Annotated in this window: 15 protein-coding genes; 11 read left to right on the top strand and 4 right to left on the bottom strand. The window is 59.1% G+C overall.

Translation table 11 applies throughout. The features are described 5' to 3' along the window. Positions 1-180 precede the first annotated feature (180 nt). Entirely contained in the window at positions 181-1,896 is a 1,716-nt protein-coding gene (locus tag BLL52_RS04130) for an IS1634 family transposase (protein ID WP_075585441.1), read from the bottom strand. A gap of 478 nt (positions 1,897-2,374) precedes the next feature. On the opposite strand from BLL52_RS04130, the gene BLL52_RS04125 reads away from it, so the two are divergent. The 5 genes from BLL52_RS04125 to BLL52_RS04105 all read left to right on the top strand — a co-directional run bounded on the left by BLL52_RS04125 (position 2,375) and on the right by BLL52_RS04105 (position 7,725). Beyond that, positions 2,375-3,115, top strand: coding sequence for a hypothetical protein (locus BLL52_RS04125; protein WP_075585440.1), 741 nt, complete (start codon positions 2,375-2,377; stop codon positions 3,113-3,115). 34 nt (positions 3,116-3,149) lie between these two features. Further along, complete coding sequence (locus BLL52_RS04120; RefSeq protein ID WP_420852615.1) at positions 3,150-3,842, top strand: IS6 family transposase; 693 nt, start codon at positions 3,150-3,152, stop codon at positions 3,840-3,842. A gap of 1,242 nt (positions 3,843-5,084) precedes the next feature. Continuing rightward, positions 5,085-6,053, top strand: a complete 969-nt coding sequence (locus tag BLL52_RS04115; RefSeq protein WP_075585439.1) for a metallophosphoesterase — start codon at positions 5,085-5,087, stop codon at positions 6,051-6,053. 5 nt (positions 6,054-6,058) lie between these two features. After that, the gene (locus BLL52_RS04110) at positions 6,059-6,685 is read left to right on the top strand and encodes a cyclin-dependent kinase inhibitor 3 family protein (protein WP_241838994.1); all 627 of its coding nucleotides are present in this window, start codon (positions 6,059-6,061) and stop codon (positions 6,683-6,685) included. A 20-nt stretch (positions 6,686-6,705) separates the two neighbouring features. Continuing rightward, on the top strand, positions 6,706-7,725 hold the full coding sequence (locus tag BLL52_RS04105) for a hypothetical protein (protein ID WP_075585438.1): 1,020 nt from the start codon (positions 6,706-6,708) through the stop codon (positions 7,723-7,725). Between the two features lies 1 nt (position 7,726). Here the strand turns inward: BLL52_RS04105 and BLL52_RS04100 are convergent, their stop codons facing one another. Continuing rightward, complete coding sequence (locus tag BLL52_RS04100; RefSeq protein ID WP_075585437.1) at positions 7,727-8,626, bottom strand: WYL domain-containing protein; 900 nt, start codon at positions 8,624-8,626, stop codon at positions 7,727-7,729. Positions 8,627-8,847: 221 nt separating this feature from the next. On the opposite strand from BLL52_RS04100, the gene BLL52_RS04095 reads away from it, so the two are divergent. The 3 genes from BLL52_RS04095 to BLL52_RS04085 all read left to right on the top strand — a co-directional run bounded on the left by BLL52_RS04095 (position 8,848) and on the right by BLL52_RS04085 (position 11,181). Further along, positions 8,848-9,801, top strand: a complete 954-nt coding sequence (locus BLL52_RS04095) for a T3SS (YopN, CesT) and YbjN peptide-binding chaperone 1 (RefSeq protein ID WP_075585436.1) — start codon at positions 8,848-8,850, stop codon at positions 9,799-9,801. 57 nt (positions 9,802-9,858) lie between these two features. Continuing rightward, positions 9,859-10,761, top strand: a complete 903-nt coding sequence (locus BLL52_RS04090) for an arginase family protein (protein WP_075585435.1) — start codon at positions 9,859-9,861, stop codon at positions 10,759-10,761. A 114-nt stretch (positions 10,762-10,875) separates the two neighbouring features. Next, a complete protein-coding gene (locus BLL52_RS04085; RefSeq protein WP_075585434.1) occupies positions 10,876-11,181 on the top strand; it encodes a hypothetical protein in 306 nt (101 codons plus the stop codon). A gap of 79 nt (positions 11,182-11,260) precedes the next feature. Here the strand turns inward: BLL52_RS04085 and BLL52_RS04080 are convergent, their stop codons facing one another. Both BLL52_RS04080 and BLL52_RS04075 read right to left on the bottom strand, forming a co-directional pair. Then, entirely contained in the window at positions 11,261-11,965 is a 705-nt protein-coding gene (locus BLL52_RS04080; protein WP_075585433.1) for an endonuclease/exonuclease/phosphatase family protein, read from the bottom strand. Between the two features lie 51 nt (positions 11,966-12,016). Further along, positions 12,017-12,574 carry an ERCC4 domain-containing protein gene (locus BLL52_RS04075; protein WP_241838993.1) on the bottom strand — a complete coding sequence of 186 codons (558 nt, stop codon included), beginning with the start codon at positions 12,572-12,574 and terminating at the stop codon, positions 12,017-12,019. Positions 12,575-12,684: 110 nt separating this feature from the next. Between BLL52_RS04075 and BLL52_RS20695 the strand changes: the two genes are divergently transcribed. The 3 genes from BLL52_RS20695 to BLL52_RS04065 all read left to right on the top strand — a co-directional run bounded on the left by BLL52_RS20695 (position 12,685) and on the right by BLL52_RS04065 (position 15,346). Further along, positions 12,685-12,846, top strand: a complete 162-nt coding sequence (locus tag BLL52_RS20695; RefSeq protein WP_156876291.1) for a hypothetical protein — start codon at positions 12,685-12,687, stop codon at positions 12,844-12,846. Beyond that, positions 12,843-14,168 carry a vWA domain-containing protein gene (locus BLL52_RS04070; protein ID WP_075585432.1) on the top strand — a complete coding sequence of 442 codons (1,326 nt, stop codon included), beginning with the start codon at positions 12,843-12,845 and terminating at the stop codon, positions 14,166-14,168. Before BLL52_RS20695 ends, BLL52_RS04070 begins: the two co-directional genes overlap by 4 nt. Before the next feature lie 215 nt (positions 14,169-14,383). Next, complete coding sequence (locus BLL52_RS04065; RefSeq protein ID WP_075585431.1) at positions 14,384-15,346, top strand: helix-turn-helix transcriptional regulator; 963 nt, start codon at positions 14,384-14,386, stop codon at positions 15,344-15,346. The last annotated feature ends 134 nt before the right edge of the window (positions 15,347-15,480 follow it).

Below are 15,480 nucleotides of genomic sequence, written 5' to 3'. Positions count from 1 at the left end.
CCCAAGTTCCACCGGATAAGGTCATTCAAAACTCGCCAACCTGAATTGATCGGGAACTAGGAGTAAAGGCTGCGTCGTCGGCAACCCCTGATTACGGCTTGTGCCGAGCTAACCACCCAAGTTCGACACTTCCTGCACGCAAGTGATTGATTTCATTAGAAACGGACTTCAAAGCGTAGACTACAAAACAGGCTTAGCCAAGTCAGACGGGGTTGGCGGTGTCAAATCCAGTGCGGTAAACAGCGACTTCTGAGCCGGTGTGATCTCAGTTAAACCCGCCAGCGTTTTGCCATCGCCGCTCTGCACGGTCTGCTGATGAATGCGCTTGAGGCTCTCCAGCAGCGTGCTGGGCGACTCGGATCGCTTCGCAGCTTTCAGGCGCATGCGCATCACCCGGTACAGCACTAGCGCCATGAAGCAAATCAGTGCATGCGCGCGAATGCGCTGAGGCAGCCGGTGGTACACCGGGCCAATCTCGATGTCAGATTTGAGCACCCGAAATCCCCGTTCAATATCGGCCAGACTCTTGTAACGCTGCACCACCTCAGCCGCTGGTGCATTGGTGTTGGTCACCAGCAGCAACTTGCCATCGAGTAGTTCCAGGTAGCGCTTCTTATCCTCATCAATTGAATAGCTGAACAGGTCGGCCTTCAAATCCACCTTGATCAAATGCGCCATATGCGCGTCTTTGACTGCATGGTAGAAGCGTGCTTTGGTCCCCGAATCCGACATCGGGCGGCCTTTGCTTTTGTTCTTTTGACCCGCGCGTTGACTCTCGTCTTGCGCATCGAGTTTGACACTGCACTGCTGGCCCAATTTGAGCAACTCTGCCATCGTGTTGTCACGCGCCGTGGTGCGCCGGTTGGCAGCCACCGGGTCGTGTGCGACCACCAGACGGCTATCGCTCCATTTTGTTTCACCGCACCATTCTTGGGTGGCATCCTGGCCCTTATGCAGTTTTTGCAGATCATCTGCAAAGTCACCATAACGCGCCGCCGGCACCGCCAGGATGTACTCAACGGCGACATCACGGCCATCCTTTTTCAACTGGGCCTGCAACTTGTCCAACTCTTCAATGTTGGCCGTGCTGAGCAGCCCCCGATCGGCAATCAGCACCACACGCTTGAGCGGGTAACGCACCAACAACCCCCGAATCATGGGCAGCAGGGTTTTGGCCTCTGCCGTGTTACCGGGATGTACTTCATGCGCGATGGGCAGGCCCTCGCAGGTTTGCACCAAGGACAACATGAACTGGCGCTCAATCAGGCCCGACTTGGCCAAGCCGTAAGCGCGCACATCGTCTTGCAAATCCGTCTGTCCGGTGACCGCAACCGTGGTGAGGTCATAAAACACCACCGAGAGGTCTTGGTCAATCAGCGGACGCATGAGCGTGGCCAGTCGGAGCTTGAGTTTGTCGCTGTGCTCATCGAGCACGTCCATGGCGCGCAGCAGGTGCTGATGCTCAGTGACGATGCCAGAGCCTGCGGGCAAAGCCACGGTTTGCAGCCAGCGCAGCACACCGAGTTTGCTGCCAGGGTCACACAGGCGGTTGAAGACCATCAGGCGCAAACAGGTCAGAACATCAATCTCTGTTTTGGAGCGCCGCCAAGAAGTCGCCAAATCATCAAAGCCCAAGGTTCGCCAGAGTTCAGACAAGGCCCAGATGTCACCAGCATGGCGACTGTCAGTAAAGCGCAGGTCATCAAGTGCAGACGCAGCAGGGGCAATACCTCGGGCGCGTTGCAAGGAGGCAATCAGGGTGTCAACGTCGCCGCCGGACTCCAGACGACCCAGGGTGCAGACGGTGCGCTGGCGGGGTTTGCCTTCATCATTGCGAAAGGACTCCACCAACTGGGCGTAGCGGCGACCGCCAGACTGGGTGACTTTGATGAACATGGCGCTGAGTGTAGCGCAAGTCAGAAAAAACGAAAACTACCCACCAAATGAAACGTGCCACTACATGCACTTTTTGCTTTCAACCAGAAAATCAACGTAAGTGGTTGAATTCATTGGTAAGCCAGGGCGGGAAAACCAGGAATTCGGAAAAACAGTGTCGAACTTGAGTAACCACCCGTTTTGGTTTGCCAATTCGCCCACGGTGCATGGCGCGGAGAGCACTGCTTTGGACCTATGCCTTGGTGAACTCCCAAAAATCCGCAGAGAAAGCTGGCAAAAGTATCTCTGAAAAGCCAAACACGTCATCAAGATAGATCAAAATGACTCCACGATGTCATCTCCAGATTTATGGACCATGCGACAACTCACAAGTCCATTGCGGAGAGGACATATTCGCGCCAACGCGGACACGCGTTGACCAGAGGGGGGCGAGAGGCCGGATTGGCTAACGCTGGAAAAGAAAAAACGAAGGCTATTTATGAATTCACCAGTCCCGGCTATTCCGGAATCGGCGGCTCCGCCTGCGAGCGCGTGGGTCCGATTCCTGCGCTCTTATGGTCCGACGCCAAGCAATCTGAACCTGTATGACGAGCATGTCGCGGGCGCGCTTGGCCGGGCGAAGGTTAAACCCATCACGCTCTCGAGCCCCTTGCTCGAGAAGATCAAAGAGCGAGTCGCTTCGGGCAAGCCTGGTTCCATCCTGATCGCCGGCACGGCCGGAGACGGCAAGACTTACCATTGCCGCAGCCTATGGAGCTTTCTTGGCGGTGCGGACAAGGAGTGGTCCAATGACTCCACCGTGAAGATGCTCACCCTTGCCGATGGGCGCCGGGCAGTCTTCGTCAAGGATTTGAGCGAGCTCAGCGACGACCAGGGCGATCAGGCTTTGGCGTTGATGGAGCAAACCGTATTTTGGGGGGTGGACAACTCGATCGTCGTCGCGGCAGCCAACCATGGGCAGATTCTCAAACGCCTGGGCAATCTCGGCATTCGCGAAAAACGCGAGCACCCTTTGCGCAAGCACATCCAGGACGCGTTCTTGCTCAGCGGCACGCCCATGGACCGCTTGGCCATCTTCGACCTAAGTCGCACCACGCACCGCAGTTCGCTTGAGGAAGTGCTCAAAGCCGTTGCCGGGCACGAAGAATGGGGCCACTGTGCTCGCTGCACGAGGCAGGGGGATGGCCGGGTTGGTTCTGTCGCATTAAGCCGTGCCTGACAATGACAGCATGACCAAGACAACTCCAACGGCGATGATAAGTGAGCTACGCAAGGTTCTCAAACGGCTGCACTATCCACTGGAAGTCATGCTGGTTTGCGCGCGTTGGTACGCGGCCTACCCGCTGAGCTTTCGACATCTGGAAGAAATGATGCAGGAGCGCGGCGTCTTTGTCGACCACTCGACCGTGCACCGCTGGTCATTGAAAATACTGCCGGTCTTGGCGCTCATATTTCGCCGACGCAAGCGCCTGGTTGGCACGAGCTGGAGGATGGATGAGACCTATATCAAAGTCGCCGGACAGTGGAAATACCTGTACCGTGCAGTCGACAAAGCCGGTGACACTGTGGACTTCCTCCTCACTGCCAAGCGAGACAAGGCCGCAGCACGGCGTTATCTGGAGCGCGCCATCAACCTGCACGGCTTGCCAGAAAAGATCACTATCGACAAAAGCGGTGCGAATACGGCGGCCATCCACAGCGTCAATGCAGACGCCTGCTTGGATATTGAACTGCGCCAATCGAAGTATCTGAACAATATCGTGGAGCAAGACCACCGGGCGGTGAAGAGAGTCACATATCCGATGCTTGGATTCAAGTCATTTTGGAGCGCCCAGAAACTGATCGCCGGAATTGAGACCATGCACATGGTGAAGAAGGGGCAGTTGCGCTGCCCCGGTGGCCAACCCATGTCTGCAGCGGATCAGTTCTACAGCTTGGCGTTTTGAACTTCGATGAACACGGCACCTTTTCTCGACCAACCAACGCTATTGCGACAGAACCCTTGCGCTCGTGGGCTGGCATGTTGGTGGCAACGCACTGTGGGTTATTCATTTGGCACTCGCTTCACGGGAAAAGGAGCAGTGTCCCCGATGGGTTGGTGGCCGCAGCTAACGGCTTTATTGGTTGGCGGTTTGGATTTCACTGAAAAAGTGTTACCCGCTTTTGAACCACGCCCAGGTTCTTGAAATCAAGCGCACCGAATGGGTTAGCAAATTCGACGACGCAAAGAGGCTGATGGCACGCTCTTAACAGGTTCCCTTGTCCCAAAATCATGAAGTTGGCTTGTTCGGAAACAGACGTTTGGCATCGTCGGGCATATCTGCTGATGCAAAAATTTCCCTAACGCTGCAATCAATTCACACAATTTTGACACTCTTCTTTCCATCTACATCCCCCAGCGATGTCCGCCACAGGGCCTGTAAGGTCGGCAGGCACGGTTTGCAGCAAACTTGAAGCGGGCGGAATCGGTAGCGATCACTTCAACTGAGAACTGATCAGGCGCAACCTGCTCAGTGTCCCAAGCCAGACCGGAATTGAGTTGGACGTTCCGATGCAGGCCGGAGATAGAGGCCAGCCTGTGCGCTGTTGAACTTGGCTGGTGACGCGGTGATATTGGCGTTCATGTTTTGCCAACCCGCACCAGGCTCAGCCGCACTTCGGGGTGCGCTTGCCCAAGCGTTGCTCACAACGAGGAGACCTCTGCAAAGAGAGGAATTCCGGTTGAAATTACAACGAAAAACCTTCTAATATCATCATTGTGATGATGTATAATTGCATCATCACAATGATTATGTTCTGATGTCAATTCAGGGAGACCCATGGTCAATAAAACATCAACAAGAGTCCTTCTTTTTGCCGGCACACCCAGCGTTGCGCAGTCCGACCAATGGCGCAAAGGGGCCGGACTTGCCGGCGCGCGCGCCTGGGTCAGGGATGAATCAAGGGATTGTGATTTCACCTTAAGGCGAGGCCGCAATCCAGTTCACATTCGACAGGTCGAGCGCATCGTCCCGATTCTGCCGACCGTGTCTGGCGGGTGCGCTCGCGGCGCAGGTTTTGAAAGACCTGCGCAGGCGAGACTGAACGCGGGTTCTGCAAGTTCGCTTGTGGTCGTCCTTCCAGGGGAGCAAGGACCCAACCGTCAACTACCGATCAACAGCAAAAACACAATCTGAAGGGAGAGCCGCATGAGATACGACATTATTGGCGACATTCACGGCCATGCCGATGCGCTCAAGGCGCTGCTTCTGAGCATGGGTTACACAGAGGGTAAGGGTCGCGCCTGGCGCCATCCGCAGCGCCAGGCCGTGTTCGTGGGCGACTTCATCGACAGGGGCCCCAGGCAGATCGAAACCGTGGACATCGTGCGGCGCATGGTGCAAGAGGGCAGTGCGCAGGCCGTCATGGGCAACCACGAATTCAACGCAATCGCCTGGTTCCTGCCCGACCCCGACCAAAGCGGTGAATACTTGAGGCCGCACCACTCCAAGGAGTACGGCGCCAAGAACTACGCCCAGCACAAGGCGTTCCTCGAGGAGGTCAACGGCACGCCCGCGCACAAGGAAATCATCGACTGGTTCCTGACGCTGCCGCTCTGGCTTGAACTCGACGGCATTCGCGTGGTCCATGCCTGCTGGCATGCCGGCTTCATGGCTTACCTCGAAACCCAGGGACTTCAGGACAGACGTCTCACTGCCGAGCTCATGATCGAAGCGAGCCGCGAACCCGCCGATGAGGCAGAGAAAGACACGCCCACGCCATCGATCTTCAAGGCGGTCGAAGCCCTCACGAAGGGCGTCGAAGTCCCGCTGCCCGGCTCCCATTTCTTCGTGGACAAGGACGGGCATACACGCAAGCGTGTGCGCACGCGCTGGTGGGACCCGCACGCAGTGACTTATCGCAAGGCCGCCATGATCAATGACGAGGCGCGCACTGAGTTGCCCCATGACCCCATTCCCGAGCACAACCGCATCGGCCACGATGGGGGAACACCGGTCATCGTGGGGCATTACTGGGGCAGTGGCACGCCGGCGCTGCTTTCGGACAAGGTCGCCTGCGTGGACTACAGCATTGGCAAGGGCGGCAAGCTCGTCGCCTACCGCTGGGATGGAGAGCCGCTGCTCGAGCAGCGCAAGTTTCACTGGATTGGAGCCTGAACGCGATGAAGTCTCTTGAGCCTGAAAATAAGCAAGCCGACATGCAGCCCCCGACCGCCAGCGGTCATCGGGTGAGCCCACGCGTCAGAACCAGTGCCAGTGACCCGCTGCGCATCAACGAGGTGCCTGCGGGCCAGGCCGGGGGCCTCATCGGAATCACGTTCTGCCCGGGAAAGTGCGGCGAGAGTCTGGGCGGGGCGCGCTGGCAGCGCGATCTTGGCGCCGATCTTGATGTCATCGCGCAGTGGCGCCCCGCCGCCGTGGTCACGCTCATCGAAGACCATGAATTCGAGATGCTCCGGGTGACTGAACTCGGGAGTCAGGTCCAGGCACGCGCCATCGCGTGGTATCACATGCCGATCGTCGATGTGCGCCCGCCCGACGCGAGGTTTGAGGCGGCCTGGCTCACGAGCGGGCCGCAATTGCTCGAAATTCTTCGCGCGGGCGCCCGGGTGCTCGTGCACTGTCGCGGCGGGCTCGGGCGCGCGGGCACCGTGGCGGCGCGCCTGCTCGTCGAACTCGGCGTACCGCCAACCCAGGCCATTGAGCGCGTGCGCCGGGCGCGCCCCGGGGCGATCGAGACCGCACAGCAGCGGGCCTATGTCCTGAACCTGCCGCGCGGCGAAGTCTGAAAAAAAGCAGGAGGAAAGAGATGAATTGGTTTGAACGCCTCACAGGATTTCGCGAAACCGGCTACGACGACACCCGCAGCAAGCTTAAGGTCGAGGGCCGCGAGCTCCATTCGCTGGTCAACGCCAGCAGCTACGGCATTGGAGAACTCGAACTCGTCTCGCTTGACAGCCTGCGCGAGCGCGTGAAATCCGCAGAGAACTCGCCGGGGCGGCTCAGGGTCAGTGTGGTCAGCGGTGACGTGCGCGCGATGCACAGCCTGCCCGAAAACGCCGGTGCGCTGTTTCAGGTCGCTTCACAGTTCAACCTGCTCGAGATGGTCGGACCCTCCGTGACGCCGGAGCACGGCGTCACGCGTTATGAGCACGATGCCACTCAGGGTCCGGCCTGCGCGATTGCCGCAGGAGCCGCGACGATCTACCGCAACTACTTTGCGCCCGTGGGCAATGCCTTGGGCCAGACCCAGGACCGTCAGCTCGATGGACTCGCGGATATCGGCCACGCGCTCGGTGAGGCCCTGGGGCAGCCGCTTGAAAATCTGTGGCGCATGGAGAACGGCTACGCGATGTGCACCCGCGCCGGGCTCGACGCGATCACAGCGCATCTGGGCTCGCTCAGGCAGGAGAAGCGTGATGCGCTCTGTGGCCTGTTGCGCATCGGTGTGCACAGCGATGTGGAGGTCACCGATGCCCCTGGAGCGCCCGGACAACTGGTTTCGCAGGTCTTCTGCTCGGCGCTGCCCGTTGCCTATGGGCGCACTGTCGCTGCTGCAGAGCACTGGAAATCGTTTGCCACGCTGATTCTGCTGGCGGCGTATGAAGCCACGCTCTGGGCGGCAGTGCTCAACTCCGAGCGAGGCGCCTCCAACGTCGTGCTGCTCACGCGCCTGGGCGGGGGCGCCTTTGGCAACAATGATGACTGGATTCATGCGGCAATGCGCCGAGCACTCGAAATGGCTCGGGGGTATGACCTCGATGTGAAACTCGTGAGCTACGGCACTCCATCGCGCGAGATTGTGCAAATGGCGAAGGACTTTGGATGAATCACGACTTGATCTTTGAAGGTGCCTGGTAGCCAGGCGCCAGGACCGAATTCTCCACGCCATAGAGCACCAGGGAATCCTTGAGCCTCAAGCGATACCGCGTCGGCTCCAGGCTGTGGTCCGGGCTGCAGTCCACACTCCACTGTTGCAGCACATAGCCTGCAATGGCTGCACGCACGTTGAGCACGAGACGCCCACCTTTCATGCCGAAGTCGCGCGCCACGATCTCCGGGCGCGGCTGCGCCGGATGAGGGACGAGTTCGAGCTCGACGATGCGTGTCCACTGGATATCCTGATCAAGTTGCTCGTGCGCTGCGATGTCGCCGTCGTCTAGCATGACGGGCCTCTCCATGCGCGTGATCACCATGTCACGGAATTCCTGCGACTTGCGGTCAAAGACGCGCACATGCCAGCGCAGGCCGCTGTCGACGAGCGCAAACGGCACCACTTCGCGCTTGGAGACTCCTGTGTTGAGGGAGTGGTAGACCAGGCGCACCGCACGGCGCTGGTGGATGGCCCGCGTAATCGTGGCCAGCGCCGCCAGGGGCGGCTGATTAAGGCGCAGCGGGAACTCGCAAGGCAAGAACCCCGAGGAGGACTTGCCAAGGCCTTCGCCAAAGCCGCGCGACAGGGCTGACAACACGCGGTCCGTTTCGTGCTCAAAAATGGCCTTGAAGCCAGCCGCTGGCACATAGACCTTGCGGCTGCCGTCAAAGTCTATGTTCTGGGGGGCGACCTCTCGATAGGCTGCCAGATCGCGCGTGGCCACGGCCGGCGCAATGCCGAAGCGGTCCATGAGGTCGGGGCGACCCACGTCCCCGAGAAACCACAGCCGGAATTCGATAAACGCCAGCCGCTCGCGCTGGGCCTGGTTCATGTCTTCAATTGAGCGTATTTCCATGGGGCATTCCTTTGCTTTTCAAAATTATACGAAGTAATCCATTATGCGCTATTGACATCATCAAATAGATCAAGTACATTAACATCATCTAAATGATCATATAGAGGGACTCTTCGGCCCCAGAGTTGCAGCGGCGCCTGGTTCCAGCGCACTTATAAAAGTAGCTCTCACCTTGAGCCGCCGCCGATATCAAGGGCCTGAACGATACAAAAGGAGGTGTGATGACAAAGAAACTTTCGATCGACAAACCCAACGCTGCAAACCGTCTCTCTGTGGCCTGGCCGCCCTTTGCCGACAAGCTCACGGGCGTACTGGCCAGACTTGAGGAGGACCAGTACCTCATCGTGTCGGTCAAGGGCTCCAACCGGTTCGTGCAGTTCGCCGCTCAAGGCTCATTTGGAATGCGCGTTGAGACGACGAGCAACAGCTACCTGCCCAAGCCCGAGCAGCTCAACAAGCGCCAGGTGGCAACGCTCATTGATGCGGGCTGGCAGGACCCGACGGGCGACCCCGAAGAGTCCACGCCCGAGAACGACCCCGATGGATCGCCGAACTTCTTTGTGGAGTTCGCTAGCCCCGTGGCGTTCGGAGCAGTCGCGCAACTCACGGTGCGCACCTTCGCGCAGATCCTGCGGGTGCCGTACCCCAACTCCCTGCAGTACGAAGCGTTCGAGAGCGAAGGGCGCTCGCTTGCGCTGCCTGAACTCGGCCTGAAGCTCGCACAGCGCGCACCAAATCCGGACAGTCAGGAAGATCTTGCGCAGCATCTGCTTGCCACGCTCAAAGAATGCACCGGTGTGAGCGATCTAGACTACGACGAAGATCGTGACATCGGGATCCGTCACGGCAGCGCGCTGACGTGGGTGCGCCTGCTCGGCGATTCCCCGTTCGTGCGCTTTTACTCGCGCATCCTGCATGACGTCGAGGACAACGGCGCGATCGTGTCCCGGCTCAATGACATCAATGCCCGGCAGCCCATGGTTCATTTTGTCTTTCGAGGCGACGCCATCTTCGCCCTGGCCGACACCTGCGCCGCTCCGTTTGTGGCCGCCCATGTGGCCCACGCGCTGGTGCATTTTTGCTCCATCGTCGACGGCATGGACCGCCTGCTGCAAGCTGAATTCGGAGGAGAGACGACGTTTGTCATGCCCGCTGCAAGTTCATTGCGGCATTGACAGATCAAGACCCCGAGAAACACACGACCCCCATAACGCATCGAGAGGACACCACCCATGATTCCAGTCTTCTACCGCCCCGAGCAATCGTGCGATGACGCCGTCCGGGTCAGCCCGTCCGCGGGCAAGCCCGCGCTGGTGATGTCGGACTGGACCTCCAGCGCCGCGATCTCGCCTCATCTCGACCTCAGGTCTTTCGAGCCGGCCACGAACGAGATGCTCTATGCGGCCCATGGCCAAGCCTATGTCGACGGCGTCTTGTCGTGCGAGCGGGCCAATGGTTTCGGCACCAGGAGCCCGGGGATCGCGGCCTCGCTTCGCTACACCACGGGCTCGATGATGGCCGCTGCCCTGCATGTGCTCTCGAACAAGGCGGCCGGCTTCAATGTGGCCGTATCGCCCACGAGCGGGTTCCACCATGCGGGGCACGCCGATGCCCACGGCTTTTGCACCTTCAATGGATTGATGGCCACAAGCATCCATGTGCACACCCTGGGCCTGGCCAGGAGAATTCTGATCGTGGACATGGATCAGCACTATGGCGACGGCACTGACGACATCATCGAGAGGCTCGGCATCGACTATGTGGACCACATCACGGCCGGCAAACCCTATCGCACGGCGGCCCAGGCTCTGCAGTGTGCCGATCTCTCGAGTAACGCCGAGTTGCGGGACAAGCGTTACGACCTCGTGCTGTATCAGGCAGGAGCCGACATCCATGTCAACGACCCGCTCGGCGGCCTGCTGACGACGCAGCAGATGATCATGCGTGATGAACTGGTTTTTGCGGGCTGTGCAAAACACGGCGTGCCCCTGGTGTGGAACCTCGCAGGGGGATACCAGCGCGATGCCAAGGGCGGCATTGATCCGGTTTTGGCACTGCACCGCAACACGATGCTCGCGTGCATCAAGATTGCAGAGGGCGCCAGAACCTGCGTTGCCGATGGCGCAGTCTCATGAACTGCCGTTTCGCGTGTCCTGGTCAAGACGGTATCCTGCGTGAAAATAGAAGAGGATGTACGAGCGCTCACTGGGCTCGGGCAATTCTGTAAATAAAATATTTTGGGAGAGTCAATGAAAATCGCCAACTGGAATCTGAAGCGCATCGGGCCGTCAGAGCGTCGTGCTGAACCCATTCGCCAGCAGCTCAAAGCCGTCAACGCCGACATTTGGGTCCTGACCGAAACCCATGAGCTCATCAGCCCCGGCTCCGATTTCAGCTCCGTCATGAGCGGCAAAACTGAACGCAAAGCCGGCAAACCCCTGGGAGTTGATTTCAAGCTGGCAGCCCTGCGCTGGCCGGAGCGTACTTTGCTGTTTGACGATGGTCACTCCATGGTGACTCATGGCCCATCGCCAGCGAAGGTTTCAGTTGAATAAACTCTTGTTGGAAGAATTCATGCGACGCTGAAAATCGATGAGACAACTATCGGGAAAATGTAAAGTCACGAGCCACCTTTCAAAGCATGGCCTTTGGGAGGTTCAGCTCAACGAGCAGTGGTCGATGGTCGCTGGCATTGCTCAATTCTTCATAGCTGCCAACTTGGACTTCCTTAATTTCGTCAGCCCAGGATTCCGGGACAAAGCAGTAGTCAATATGGTGCGATTTGTCCTTGTTCCGATGCAGATAGAACGTCCTCTCAACTTCCCGGCCATGCTCGACTTGTCTCACGTGATGATAGGCACTGACGAGTGAGCGACTGGCCAGGCGCTCGACCATCGAAGTGTGATTCAAATCTGCCGGGTGAAGATGATCCCAGAGAGCGTTGGAATTGAAGTCCCCCATGAAAACAACCGACTCAGCGCAATCCAAAACCGCTGAGTATGTGTCGATAGCCTTGGAAAGCGCCCTCACGTACGGAAAATCCTTATCGTTGGTCGTCCAAACCGCGAACAAGAGAAAGCTGACGGGGCCAGTCACAGCAACGGGGATCACGTAATTGGGAACGTTCTCGATTTTGGCAAATGGCTTGACCTGGTAGGGCGGCCTTGCTTGAACCGCCATACCTATCTTTGGATTCTCACCAAACCAGAGCACATTGGGGGCCTCTGCCACTGGTTTTGCAATCTCCTGAAACACCGCAATGTCTGCTTGAAGGTGATCGAGCAAAGGGGCCTTCGTTTCAAACGACCCGCGGCAGCAATTCCAGGTCACAAGTCTCATAATTTCATTTTCAAAGTTAGGTTGATGCCCGGCGCCAGAGCTGATGCCACATCATAAATCACCCTCTATCAATACGCGCCCCAGGCCGGCTTGCTCCAGATGCCAGTAGGTGAAGTGCTTGGAGAGCCAGCTCGCGGCCTTCTCCGCGGCCAGGGAGCGATGCCGGGAGGTATAGATCACTGGAATGCCGAACCTGGCCTCCAGCGCGTCGAGGGTGCCGGAAACCGCATTGGGGTGCGCCTTGGTATTGAGTTCCTCCCCATAGACTGACTTAATGTCCTCGTAACTCGCCTCCACCAACAGGGCTCGCCAGCGGTATTGGGTCATTTTCTCGCACGCCTGAAAAAACCGCGGCCGGTACTGCATCAGCGTCGTGATCAAGTCGGTCAAGGACTTGCGCTCGAGTATGAGGATCTCTTCCATGCCCTCAACGCTGTAGTCCCCGACCTTCAAGGCCTGGCATCTTTCGCCGCCGATCCAGTTGGAAAAACGCGTGAAATCGAATGGCATCTGTTCGCGTGAATCAACCAGAACGATGGGCTTTGGAATCTGGCGCGTGATGCTGTGCCCGCCCCGCCTGACAAGCAGGCGTCCGTTGGGTGGACTCACGGGGCTCGGCGGCATCTCTGACCCGTCTGTGACGTCTGTGACCGTGTCTGGATCCACGTGGGAGCCTCCTGGAGTTGGGTTCATATTTTACGAATGCCCAGGCTCACCCCATGACCCTGGAAAACTCCGAAAGACCGCAAATTCGCTGGGTTTCTGAACAGTTCCAGGGGGCCACGCCATGGACCTCGCTGAGCCCAGACTACTGCCATCAAGGTAATTTGCGCTGGCCGCAAGTCACCGAATCTTCAACCCGCCACAAGGAAAAGCCATGACCGAGCCCACCATTCTGTTGTCCCCGCGCAAACCAGCCGTCTCCGCCCAGGGCGGCATCCTTGAAGTCCTCGTTCGCGTCCAGGCGCCCGATCAGCCCGCCGGCACCCAGGCTCAGGTGAGCTCAAAACGACTCGCGCTCGTGGTTGATCGCTCCGGCAGCATGGGCGGTCAACCCCTTGCCGAAGCGCTGCGCTGTGTGACGCACATTGCGAACTGCATGACGCCAGCCGATCAGATGTCGGTCGTGGTGTACGACGACAAGGTCAACGTTCTCGTGCCCCTGAGCCCGGTGAAGTCCGTCGATGCGGTTCGCCAGGCGCTCGCCCATATTGAGAGTGGCGGCTCAACGGATCTTTTTGCTGGATGGCAGGCCGGTGCCCGGCAGCTCGAAGGCGGCGTTGACACGACGATCTCGCGCGTGATTCTGCTCTCCGACGGCCAGGCCAATCATGGCTTGTGCGAGGTGACGGAGATCGAGCGGCATTGCCGTGAACTACTCGCGCGCGGCGTGAGCACCACCACCGTTGGCCTGGGTCGGGGTTTCAATGAAGACCTGATGATCGCCATGGCCCGAGCCGGTGGCGGCCAGCAGTATTACGGGCAGACCGCCGACGACCTCTTTGACAGCTTTGATGAGGAATTGCAGCTTCTGCAGGCGCTGTGCCTGCAGAAGCTTGAGATCAAGCTCATGCCGGCACCCGGGGTGATCATCGAGCCTGTCGGGATGGTGCAGCAAACCCCGAACGGCGCCTACCGCCTCAGTGACCTGGCTTGGGGCGCCGAATCTTGGCTGATGCTGCGGCTGCACATCAGCCCAAGCGCGCTCGGTGACACGCGAGACTTGTTGGCGGCGACCCTGCAGGCGACCGCCATGGACGGCCAATCCGTCACCGCGCATGCCGCCATGCTGCGCCTGCCCGCGGTGGCACAGGCCGACCATGCTGCATTGTCAGCGGACGATGCCGTGCAAAACCGGCTGCAGGAAGTCGAGTTTGCCCAGGCCAGCCAGGCGCTGCGTGAACTCGTGCAGCGCGGTGACATCGGGGCCGCGCGCGCCATGATGAGCGAGCTCGAAAAACGCTTTGCCCAACACCCCTGGTTGCGCGACAAACTCCAGCGCCTGCGCACCCTGGCCGAGCAGGACCCGCAAATGATGTCCAAGGAGGTGCGGTTTTCAGCCATGCGCATGTCGAGCCGTCTGTCGACAAAGAGCGAGACCCCGTATAGCCAGGACGAAACCGAATCTGCAATGCCCGCTTTCCTTCGCAAGAAGGTCGAGGAGGGCAGGGGGCGCAACCGCAGCGACAAGCCCATCACGTGAGCGCCAGTGCCTGGGCTTTAGGCCCGGCATTGGGCTCGGAAGGCAGCGTGCTGCGGCCCCTGTTTTTGCTGTCCTTGCGTCTGCGCAGTGGGCGATGCAAGAGGCCTGCGGTTGTGCAACGGGTAAATATCGATGCTCTCTCCGGCTGTCAGCCGTAAGGGCCCCCTTTGATCGCCTATGATATAACAAAATAAAACAGAAAGTACAGGGAAAGCATGAGTGAAGTCGTGCGGCTTTATCGCTACAAGAGTCTGCTGAGTGCGCGCCGCGCTGTCTCGGCCGAAGAACTCATGGCCTCGCTCGAAGTCTCGCGCGCCACGCTCAAGCGCGACATCGCCAAACTGCGCGACCAGCTCCATGTGCCCATCACGTTCAACCGTGATCTCGGGGGCTACCAGATGGAGGCCGGGCACACCGACAGCGAACTGCCCGGCCTGTGGTTCAGCCAGGAAGAGATTCTGGCGCTCGTGACGATCCAGCAGCTGCTCGAGCAACTCCAGCCCGGGCTTCTGGGCGCCAAGCTGCGCCCCTTGAAGGACCGCCTGACCCAGCTCATGGACAAGAACGGGCTGGCCAGCCAGGACATGGCGCGCAGGATCCGCATCGTGCACGCGGGCAAGCGCAAAGTGGCGGCGAGGTCGTTCGAGGCCGTTGCTGCGGCCACGATGGCTCGCAAGCGACTCAGGATCTGGCATTTCAACCGCCAGAACGGCATAACCACCGAGCGCGAGGTCTCGCCGCAGCGCCTCGTGCATTACCGGGACAATTTTTACCTCGACGCCTGGTGCCACCTGCGCGACGATGTGCGCAGCTTCAGCATTGATGCCATCAGCCGGCTCGAGGTCCTCGATACAGCAGCAAAAGAGGTGTCAGCCAAAAGCATTGACCAGGCCGTGGGCACGGGTTATGGCATTTTCAATGGCGCGCCGCAAGCTTGGGCCAAGCTCAAGTTCACGCCTGAGCGGGCGCGCTGGGTGGCCGGCGAGACCTGGCATCCGATGCAGGAGAGCTCGTTTGAGGCCGATGGCAGCTACCTGCTGTCCTTCCCGTATTCCGATGACCGTGAACTCGTCGGCGACATCATGCGCTTTGGCGCTGACGTTCAGGTCCTCGCGCCGCCTGCCTTGCGCACCAAGGTGCAGCGGGGCTTTCTGGCGGCGGCGGCGAAGTATGTGTAGCGCCTAAATAAGTACTCAATAGGGAGATGCGCACGTACTCGAAATCCAAGCCTCTGGCCTATAGGCTTGACTAACAGACCCTTCAAAAGTCAACAAAAAGAGCTTAAGAAATCGGTATGCGAACCCGGCAGGAA

The organism is Rhodoferax antarcticus ANT.BR (assembly GCF_001938565.1).
Lineage (GTDB): Bacteria > Pseudomonadota > Gammaproteobacteria > Burkholderiales > Burkholderiaceae_C > Rhodoferax > Rhodoferax antarcticus.
The sequence above is the reverse complement of the archived record's forward strand: the minus strand, read 5'-3'. Positions and strand labels throughout refer to the sequence as shown.

Bases quoted from the DNA above. Each gene is read 5' to 3' on its own strand.
- BLL52_RS04130 (WP_075585441.1), bottom strand. From the start codon at position 1,896: ATGTTCATCAAAGTCACCCAGTCTGGCGGTCGCCGCTACGCCCAGTTG.
- BLL52_RS04125 (WP_075585440.1), top strand. From the start codon at position 2,375: ATGAATTCACCAGTCCCGGCTATTCCGGAATCGGCGGCTCCGCCTGCG.
- BLL52_RS04120 (WP_420852615.1), top strand. From the start codon at position 3,150: ATGATAAGTGAGCTACGCAAGGTTCTCAAACGGCTGCACTATCCACTG.
- BLL52_RS04115 (WP_075585439.1), top strand. From the start codon at position 5,085: ATGAGATACGACATTATTGGCGACATTCACGGCCATGCCGATGCGCTC.
- BLL52_RS04110 (WP_241838994.1), top strand. From the start codon at position 6,059: ATGAAGTCTCTTGAGCCTGAAAATAAGCAAGCCGACATGCAGCCCCCG.
- BLL52_RS04105 (WP_075585438.1), top strand. From the start codon at position 6,706: ATGAATTGGTTTGAACGCCTCACAGGATTTCGCGAAACCGGCTACGAC.
- BLL52_RS04100 (WP_075585437.1), bottom strand. From the start codon at position 8,626: ATGGAAATACGCTCAATTGAAGACATGAACCAGGCCCAGCGCGAGCGG.
- BLL52_RS04095 (WP_075585436.1), top strand. From the start codon at position 8,848: ATGACAAAGAAACTTTCGATCGACAAACCCAACGCTGCAAACCGTCTC.
- BLL52_RS04090 (WP_075585435.1), top strand. From the start codon at position 9,859: ATGATTCCAGTCTTCTACCGCCCCGAGCAATCGTGCGATGACGCCGTC.
- BLL52_RS04085 (WP_075585434.1), top strand. From the start codon at position 10,876: ATGAAAATCGCCAACTGGAATCTGAAGCGCATCGGGCCGTCAGAGCGT.
- BLL52_RS04080 (WP_075585433.1), bottom strand. From the start codon at position 11,965: ATGAGACTTGTGACCTGGAATTGCTGCCGCGGGTCGTTTGAAACGAAG.
- BLL52_RS20695 (WP_156876291.1), top strand. From the start codon at position 12,685: ATGACCCTGGAAAACTCCGAAAGACCGCAAATTCGCTGGGTTTCTGAA.
- BLL52_RS04070 (WP_075585432.1), top strand. From the start codon at position 12,843: ATGACCGAGCCCACCATTCTGTTGTCCCCGCGCAAACCAGCCGTCTCC.
- BLL52_RS04065 (WP_075585431.1), top strand. From the start codon at position 14,384: ATGAGTGAAGTCGTGCGGCTTTATCGCTACAAGAGTCTGCTGAGTGCG.